8 protein-coding genes are annotated in these 8827 nt (G+C 69.6%); 7 read left to right on the top strand and 1 reads right to left on the bottom strand.

Annotated features, from left to right (window positions below; genetic code table 11):
* The 5 genes from ACFQ4E_RS20140 to ACFQ4E_RS20120 all read left to right on the top strand — a co-directional run.
* Nucleotides 1-797: gamma-glutamyltransferase (locus ACFQ4E_RS20140; protein ID WP_386806331.1), on the top strand; the 797-nt coding region annotated here is incomplete at its 5' end.
* Nucleotides 791-2284, top strand: a complete 1494-nt coding sequence (locus tag ACFQ4E_RS20135) for an amidase (RefSeq protein ID WP_386806330.1) — start codon at nt 791-793, stop codon at nt 2282-2284. The genes ACFQ4E_RS20140 and ACFQ4E_RS20135, both read left to right, overlap by 7 nt.
* Before the next feature lie 235 nt (nt 2285-2519).
* The gene (locus ACFQ4E_RS20130; protein WP_386806329.1) at nt 2520-4229 is read left to right on the top strand and encodes an AfsR/SARP family transcriptional regulator; all 1710 of its coding nucleotides are present in this window, start codon (nt 2520-2522) and stop codon (nt 4227-4229) included.
* 10 nt (nt 4230-4239) lie between these two features.
* The gene (locus ACFQ4E_RS20125; RefSeq protein ID WP_386806328.1) at nt 4240-5157 is read left to right on the top strand and encodes a phosphatase PAP2 family protein; all 918 of its coding nucleotides are present in this window, start codon (nt 4240-4242) and stop codon (nt 5155-5157) included.
* Nucleotides 5158-5161: 4 nt separating this feature from the next.
* Entirely contained in the window at nt 5162-6556 is a 1395-nt protein-coding gene (locus ACFQ4E_RS20120; protein WP_386806327.1) for a S8 family serine peptidase, read from the top strand.
* 6 nt (nt 6557-6562) lie between these two features.
* On the opposite strand, the gene ACFQ4E_RS20115 is transcribed toward ACFQ4E_RS20120, so the two are convergent.
* Nucleotides 6563-7432, bottom strand: coding sequence for a substrate-binding domain-containing protein (locus ACFQ4E_RS20115; RefSeq protein WP_386806326.1), 870 nt, complete (start codon nt 7430-7432; stop codon nt 6563-6565).
* A 105-nt stretch (nt 7433-7537) separates the two neighbouring features.
* Between ACFQ4E_RS20115 and tsaA the strand changes: the two genes are divergently transcribed.
* Nucleotides 7538-8023 (top strand): tRNA (N6-threonylcarbamoyladenosine(37)-N6)-methyltransferase TrmO, encoded by a 486-nt coding sequence (gene tsaA / locus ACFQ4E_RS20110; RefSeq protein WP_386806325.1) that lies wholly within the window; start codon nt 7538-7540, stop codon nt 8021-8023.
* 170 nt (nt 8024-8193) lie between these two features.
* On the top strand, nt 8194-8827 hold a 634-nt coding region (locus ACFQ4E_RS20105), incomplete at its 3' end, for an urease accessory protein UreD (RefSeq protein WP_386806324.1).

The raw sequence follows: 8827 nt of genomic DNA, 5'->3' as shown, positions 1-8827 counted from the left end.
CCTGGGTCGGCCCGGCGCGCGCGCTGCGCTACCGCGACGCGGAGGTGCAGGTGGTGCCGGGGCTGACGGCGGGTCCGACCCTGGCCGACGCGCTGGCGCATATGGGCGCGCGCGAGATGCCGCCCCTGCCGGAGGGTCTTGTGACCTGCGCCGAGGGGTTGCGCGCGGCCTATGCGGCGCGGCTGAGCGGCATGGGCGATACCGGAGAGGTGCCCGAGGTGCCCGGCTGCACCACCCATTTCGCCATCATCGACCGCGCGGGCAACATGGTGTCGCACACCCAGACGCTCTTGTCGCTCTTCGGGGCCAAGATGGTGTCTCCCTCGACCGGGCTTCTGATGAACAACGGGATCATGTGGTTCGACCCCGAGCCGGGCGGTCCGAACGCGCTCGGGCCCGGGAAAGCCTGCCTGATGAATGTCTGCCCCGCGCTCGGGAGCCACGGCGAGGCGCGCTTTGCGCTCGGCGCGGCGGGCGGGCGCAAGATCGTGTCGGCGGTGACGCAGCTCGTCTCGTTCCTGGTCGATCACGGCCTCTCGCTCGGCGAGGCGTTCCATGCGCCCCGGGTCGATGTCTCGGGGCTCGACGCGATCGTGGTGGACCGGCTTTTGCCCGAGGAGCTGGACGCGGGATTATCGGCGCTCGCGCCGGTGATCCGCACAGACCGCACGGTGCTGCCCTTCGCCTTTGCCTGCGCGTCGGGGGTGATGAGCGCGGGCGGCGTGCGCATGGGCTGCACGGAGCCGGAGGCGCCCTGGGCCGACACCGCACATGAAGACGGAGAGACGACATGGTAAGCGATCCCGCCGATCTGGGCGCCATCGAGGCGCGGCGGCTCATCGGCCGCAAGGCGCTGTCGCCGGTGGAGCTGACCGAGGCCTGCATCGCCCGGGTCGAGGGGCTCGATCACGCGGTCAACGCGCTGGTGGCGCGCGATTTCGACCGGCTGCGCGACGGGGCGCGCGCGGCGGAGGAGGCGGTGATGGCGGGCGGGCCCCTGGGCGCGCTGCACGGGCTGCCGCTGGCGGTCAAGGACATGGAGGACGTGGCGGGGCTGCCCACCACCTTCGCCTCCGAGATCTACCGCGAGAACGTGCCCAGCCGCGACGACGCCTTTGTCGCGAGCCTCAGGGCGGCGGGGGCGCTGCCGCTCGGCAAGACCAACGTGCCGGAATGGAGCGCGGGGGCGAACACGCGCAACCGGGTCTACGGGACGACCGGGAACGCCTTCGACCCGTCGAAGAACGCGGCCGGATCCTCGGGTGGCTCGGCGGTGGCGCTGGCCCTGGGCTACGCGCCGCTCGCGACCGGCTCGGATATGGGCGGATCGCTCCGGACGCCCGCGGCCTATAACGGCGTCGTGGGCTTCCGGCCCTCGCCCGGGGTGGTGCCGGACGGGGAGCGCACGCTCGGGGCGCTGCCCCTGTCGACCGCCGGGCCGATGGCGCGTAGCGTGGGCGATCTGGCGCTGCTCTTGTCGGTGATGGCGCGGGCCGACCGGCGCGACGCCTATGCCCATGTCTCCGAGGGCCGGATGGCCTGGGATGCGGAGGGCTTCGCGGTGCTGCCGCGGGTCGATCTCGGGACGCTGAGGGTGGCGGTGACGCCGGATTTCGGCGTCGCGCCGGTCGCGGCGCAGGTGCGGGCGCTTTTCGAAGACCGCGTAGCGCGGCTTTCGGGCGCGTTCGGCACGGTCGAGGCGACCCATCCCGACAGCTTTGACGCCGACCGGCTCTTCGCGGTGCTCCGGGCGCTGTCCTTCCTGGCGGCCTTCTCGGATCACCTGCGCGACAGGCCGCATCTCGTGGGGCCGAACGTCACCGCCAACGTGATCGAGGGGCAGGGCTACAGCGCCGAGGATGCCGCCCGAGCGCTGGCGGCGCAGGGGGCCTACCAGCGGCGCTGGTCGGCGTTTTTCGAGCGCTGGGACATCCTCATCTCGCCGATGGCGACAATCCAGCCGCGCGACTGGCACGAGCTGGCGCCGACCGAGATCGACGGGCGCCCGACCGAGAGCTATTACCAGTGGCTGAGCCTCGCCTACGCGACGACGCTCGCGGGGCATCCATCGATCACGCTGCCCTGCGGGGTGGACGCGGATGGCATGCCCTTCGGTCTGCAGATCGTCGGGCAGCGCCACGAGGACCGGAAGCTCCTGGCGGCAGCGGCGGAGATCGAGGCGCTGATCGCGGCGAGCGACGGGCTGGCGCGGCCGCGCGCCGACCTGGAGCGGCTTCGCGCGGCACGGCCACTGGCCGAAAGCGCCGGGTTTTTCGATCTCTGAGCGCCGGGGGCCGCGCGCCCCGATCGGGCCGCGATAAAGATTTCTTTCCGCAACCGCCTGTCGCGGTTAAGGTTTCAACCGATTTGAGGCCGCGTCGGGGACCGGCGCGGAACGTATTAACGGTGGTTTGACGGAACGCTCTTAGCGATTCCGTAAGCTTGGTGGGGACGAGAGACATAGAACCCCCGCCGGTCGGACGCACCGAAGGCGGATTGCAGATGGAATGGACGCAGCCATGGATTTGTTAAGCGACAGCGAAAGCGTCCTGCCGCGCCTGTACCTGTTGGGGGCCTTCAGCCTCACCGACAGGGACGGAACCGACCGGACCCCGAAGAACAAGAAATCCCGCGCGCTTCTGGCGCTTCTTGCCCTCTCGCCGCGCGGCACGCGCACGCGGATCTGGCTGCGCGACAAGCTCTGGAGCGAGAGCGACGAGGAACGCGCCTCGGGGAGCCTCCGACAGGCGATCTTCGATCTGAAGCGGTCGCTGGAGCCCCTGGGCGAGCCGATCTTCTCGTCGGACCGCAACTCGATCACGCTGCATCTCGAAAAGGTCTGGGTGGATCTGCGCGCCTTCAAGAACGGCGAGCCGATGCCCGCCGATCTCGATCCCCAGGCCGAGCTTCTCGAAGGGCTCGACATCGCCGACGAGGAGTTCGAGGAATGGCTGATGATGGAGCGCTCCGCCTGGGAGACGTTCCGCGACGACATGGCCGAACGCCCCGAGGCGACGCGCATGACCGCGCCGGTGCGCGCGGTCCGGCCGAGCTCGACCAACATGATCGCCATCGGTCTTCTGCCGGGGATCGTGCATGGCAGCGAGAAGGGCGCAGAATATATCGGCGATTACATCGCCGAATCGATCGCGCGGACCCTGTCGGAATACCAGCCCGTTGATATCGTCGATCTGCGCGGCGGCTTCTCGCCCTCCGAGGATATCTCGGCGGCGGAGCCGGACTACCTGATCCGCACCCGGACCCTTGTGGTGGGCGACAGCACCTCGGTCACCTTCCTCGTCTACGAGCCGGGGTCGAACGCGCTGCTTCTCAGCCAGTCGATGCAGACGCGGCAGAGCGATTTCTACGAGGACGAGTTCGCGCTGACCAACCAGTTCGTGGCGCAGAATGTCGATCACCTGGCGAAGATCATCCTGCACCCCTCGACCCGGAGGCAGGGGATCCGAAACGATCACGGCGCGCTTCTGGGCTACCGGCTGCTCGCGGGCATGTTCGATCTCGACGCCAGCAAGATGGAGACCGCGCGGCAGACGCTGGTGCGGGCGCAGCAGGACAGCGGCAATGCGCTCTTCCCGAGCCTGACGGCCTATGCTTCGTCCTTCGCGCTGGGCGAGTGCCTGGGCGGCTGGGACGAGGCGCGGCGCGACGAGACCGAGGCGCTGGCCCGCGACGTGTTGCAGGACAACCCGTTCAACTCGATCTCGCTGGCCTGCGTGGGGCATGTGATGGGCTTTGTCCTCGACCGCCACGACATCGCCGCCGAGATCTTCGACCGCGCGGTGCAGCTCAACCCGATGCAGGCCTTCGTCTGGGACCACCTGTCGCTGCACCAGATGTATTGCGGCGATCTGGAGAAGGCGCGGGCGTCCTCGGACCGGGCGGTGCTTCTGGGGAATTACAGCCCGATCAGCTACACCTACGAGACCACCGCCTGCATGATCGCGACGCTTCAGGGCGATCACGGCCGCGCGGTGCAGCTGGGCCGGCGCGCCCTGGTCAAGCGCCCGCGCTTCCACGCGGCGCTGCGCTACACGCTGGCCGCGCTCGGCCATATGGGGAACACCGAGGCCGCGGCCGACACGCGGGCCCGTCTATTGGCCATCGATCCGGATTTCGCGGACCGCGAGGTGCAGAAAGAGCGCTTCCGCCTGCCGCTTCCGGACGAGCGGCGCCATGTGCTGGATGGCATCGCCAAGGCCGGTTTGTAAGGGAGGGATCATGGAAGACCCGTTAAGTTTGCTGAACACGACACGGTTCGTCGTGACGACCCGGGGGCTGATCCTCGAAGGCGCGGATACCTCTCTGACCGAAGCCGGGTTTCCGGCCTTCGACGGTGGCGCGGGCTCGGGCGGTGGCGCCCTGAACTCGCTCTTGGCACTGAACCGGTCGGCGCGGTCCGGGCTCAATCGCAACCGCAACCGCAATCGGAACCGCAACAGGAACCGCAACCGCAATCGCAACCGGAACCGCGGTGCCTTCGAGGCCGCGGCGGGGCCGGAGCTGGCGCTCGAGCCCTTCAACGAGCGCAAGGCGCTCTACGATCTCTTCGACCAGTGGGCCTTCCTGCCGCTGCCGCCGCCGCCCGCGCCCGAGCAGCTTCGCCGCGAGGCGCTGGAGCTCCTGCGCAAGCAGATCCGCCTGAACTCGGCCGAGGAGGCGATCCGCAAGGAGGAGATCCTGCTCGAGAGCACGCTGGAGCTCTCGGCCTATCTGCGCCCGCTCGGGATCGAGGAGCTGGGCGGCTACGATGCGACGACGAGCCTCGTCCTGCTGACGCTCCTGATCTGCGACGAGATCGGGCTGCGCTACAAGGACCGGTTCAACGCGCCGCGTCCGAACTATGTCGAGCCGCGGCTGCGTCCGTTCCTGCCGAACCCGCCGCATGCCTCCTACCCGTCGAACCATTCGTTCCAGTCCTTCGCGGTCGCCTTCGTCCTGAGCCGGGTGATCCCCGAGCATCCGGCCAGCTCGGAGCTGTTCCTGCGGGCGCGCCGGGTGGCGGAGAACCGCGAATGGGCCGGGGTGCATTACGCCGCGGACACCAAGGCCGGTCACGACCTGGCGCGGATGGTGATGCCGGTCCTCGAGGTCGTGCTGCGCGACCAGATGCTTGCGGCCCAGAAGGAATGGATCTGACACCATGACGACCACGACCACGACGACGACGGACGGCACGGGCCGCGAGGTCTACGCCAACTACCCCGCCCTCTGGCATCTCGAAGCGATCGGCGTGCTCGACGCCTTCCGGGGCGGCGCGCGGAAGGAGGCGGGCAAGACCCCGACGCGGGTCGCGGTGATCGACACATCGGTGGCGGTGCGGCACCCCTGCCTGAAGGATGCCATCGACACCTCGCTGGCGATCGACTTCTTCTCGAACCGGCTGGGCGCGTTTCCCTATTACAAGGACGGCGAGAGCTTCGCCCCGAACGTGCCAAACCTCGCGACCGACGTGGCCGATGCGCTGCCCGCGACGCGGACGCTCCTGAACGAGCTCGTGGACCGGCTGTCGCATACCTCGGAGCCGCATGTGAACGGGGTGGCGCCGTGCGTGTCGCAGGAGTTCTCGAACCACGGCACGGCGATTGCGGGGCTGGTGGGCGCGCGGCCCGCCATTGCGGAGATCCCGGCCGATTACATCGGGGCGGGGGCCAGCGAGGCGAAGATGCCGCTGCCCTATACCGGCGTCGATCCGTTCTGCCGGATGGTGCCGATCTCGACCAATTTCGACACCGATCCCGAGGCGCTGATCCTGGCCTTTCTATATGCCGAGATGATCGACGCGCAGGTGATCCTCTTGCCGCGCTCGATCCCCGATCCGTTCCGCACCGTCCCGCCCATCGATCACGAGGAAGGCGTGCTCGAGGCTCTGATGCCCGCCTATCCGACGACCCGCGAGCAGATGCTCTGGGGTGAGCTCGCGCAGCTCATCGTGGCGATCTCGATGAAGCGGCCGATCGTCTGCGCGGCAGGGAATTTCCAGGAATCGGGCGGCATCTATCCCGCCAACCTCGCCTGCGACCATAACGGCGTGATCGCGGTCGGCGCGGCCAATGCCAAGGGCGTCGTCGCGGGCTATTCCGAGACCGTGGGCGCGACGGTGATGGCGCCGTCGAACGATGTCGAGACCTATGACCGGGTGTCGGTGCGGCTCGACATGCAGGCGGCCGATTACCACGACCGCGCCGCGCCCCAGCGCAACAACAACGGCAATTTCTCGCATTTCGAGGTGATCTCGACCGATGTCCCCGGGCGGCACGGCTATTCCTACAGCCCGTTCGAAAGCACCGAGCCCGAGGACGGCCTCCGCGAATTCGGGTCGTATTTCTGCCGCTTCGGCGGGACCTCGGCGGCCTCGGCGATCACCGCGGGCTTCGTGTCGCTCGGCTATTCGCTGGGCGAGATCCAGCCCGGGACCGACGGGCTCGGCGCCAAGAACTGGCTCTTGTCGAAAACCGTGATGGTCGAGACCGCGACCGGGACGTTCCAATGCCCGGCCTGGGCGGGGCAGGTGAGCTTTCCCGGTCTCGATGTCTGAGGCCGCTCAGGCGTTCCAGAGAACCTCGCCCAAGCCCGCGATGGCATAGCCGGGCTGGCGCGCCGCCTGGGCGGCGAAGCTCTCGGAGCGCAGGAAGCCGAAGAGGGTCTGGAGGCCTGGGTCGAAATAGGCCCGGCGGCAGACCAGGAGATCGAAACGTTCCTCGAGGAGCGGCAGGAAGCGCAGCCCATGCGTCTCGGCGAGGCTTGCAAGCCCGAGCGTGGCATCGGCGCTGCCCTGCTGGACCGCAAGCGCGGCATCGGCCTCGTTGAAGGCGGTGTCCTGCCAGTCGATGCGGGACGGCGCGACGCCCGCCTCGGCAAGGAGCGCGTCGAGAAGCGTCGCGGTGCCCGATCCCTCCTGCCGCGGCACGACGCGGGCGCCGTCGAGACCCGCAAGGCCGGTGATCGTGCTGTCGGGCCGCAGGAGCAGGCCGCGGGCGCGGGTAAATCCCCTGAGGAGCACCGCGCCCGGGGGCGCGATGCGCGCCACGGAGGCGATGTTCCAACCGTCCCCGGTCTCGTCGCGCAGGTGCAGGCCCGCGATCACGCCCTCGCCCCGGGCGAAGCGGTCGAGCCCGTCGCCGGAGCCGCCGAGAAAGCTCGCCAGACCGCATTGCGACTGCCGGACCGCCCAGTCGAGGAGCGGGTCGTGGCTGCCCAGAAGCACCGCGGGCCGGTCAGTGGCGGTCTCAAAGGGGGCGGGCGCGCTTGCGGCCCCGGCGGCGATCCAGGCGCGGATCTCGTCTTCGGGGAAGAGGAGCTTGCCGGTGACCTTGGAACAGGGCACAGCTCCCTTGGCGGCGAGGTCGTAGATCTTGCGTTCCTTGACCCGCAAGAGATCGGCCAGCTCGCGCACGGTCAGGAAATCGGGCATCGGGTCTCCGAAGGCTTGGGCAGGGCCGCGCGCGAGTATCGCGGCGTGACGTGCCGAGGGCAAGCGGGGCTTCCCTCTCGTCCGGGCGCACCGTAGCGTGGCAGCATGAGCGAGAGCGACGATATCCGCCCCGGCGAGATCGCGGTCGAGGCGCCGCCGCCCGACGATGCGCGGCTGCGCTTCATCGGGCGCTGCGTGACGCCCTTTGCCGAGCGCAAGGACTGCCCGCGGCAGGGGCGGCTCGACGGTCCCGAATGCCGGCTGGAGATCTTCGCGCCCTGGGGGCGGGCGCTTGACGGGATCGAGGCGTTCGAGACGCTCGACGTGCTCTACTGGCTCGACCGGTCGCGGCGCGATCTCGTGCTGCAGAGCCCCAAGAGCGACGGCGGGCTGCGCGGCACCTTCTCGCTGCGCTCGCCGGTCCGGCCGAACCCGATCGGCCTGGCGCGGGTCAGGCTGGTGCGGCGCGAGGGCGACACGCTGGTGGTGCGCGGGCTCGATTGCCTGAACGGAACCCCGCTTGTCGACATCAAGCCGGATCGCTGCGCATTTTCCGTGCAAGCGCCTCCGAAAGCCGCGGATCGCTGCTGATTCCGGGTTGCCTTGCCCGGCGGCTTATGTGCCAACTCGCGCTGTCCGGACGGGCGGGACGGGGGTGCCTTCGGTCTGGACAAACGCCGCTTCGGGTCGGGTCTATTCGGGCCCGGTGATGCCCGGCGGTCGGACTGAGGGGACGGACTGCCATCGCCTACGACGCGCTCATGAGTGCCGAACCGCCCGCCGCGCAACGCGCGCGGGGCGATCTGATGCTCAGTGCCCGCCGCCGCGGCGCGGCCAGCGTGATCGACGGGCTGTCGATGGCGGGGTCCTCCAAGTTTCTCTTTCCTTATCGCCACGGCGCGGATCGGCTGGACGCGGTCTGGCTGAACACCGCGGGCGGGATCACCGGCGGCGACCGGTTCTCGCTCGATGTGACCTGCCGCGAGGCCGCGTCGCTCAGGCTTTCGAGCCAGGCGGCGGAGCGGGTCTACAAGGCGCGTCCCGGACCCGTAGGCCGCGTTGCCGCGACCGTGACGCTGGAGCCGGGGGCCGAGGCGCTCTGGCTGCCGCAGGAGACCATCCTTTTCGACGGTGCGGCGCTGGAGCGGAGCTTGCAGGTCGAGATGGCGCGGGATGCGCGCTTCCTTGGCGTCGAGACGCTGGTCTTCGGGCGCGCGGCGATGGGCGAGCGTGTCCGGAGCCTGCGGCTGTCGGACCGGATCGACATCCGGCGCGAGGGGCGGCTCGTCTGGGCCGACCGGCTGCGGCTCGACGGCGATGCGGAGGCCGCGCTTGCGAATGCCTTCGTGGGCGGCGGGGCCGGAGCGGTCGCGACGCTTGTCTGCGCGCGGCCCG

The sequence above is a fragment of the Litorisediminicola beolgyonensis genome (genome assembly GCF_042679605.1).
Lineage (GTDB): Bacteria > Pseudomonadota > Alphaproteobacteria > Rhodobacterales > Rhodobacteraceae > Litorisediminicola > Litorisediminicola beolgyonensis.
Note: the sequence above shows the minus strand (reverse complement) of the source record. Positions and strands in the feature narration are given on the sequence as shown.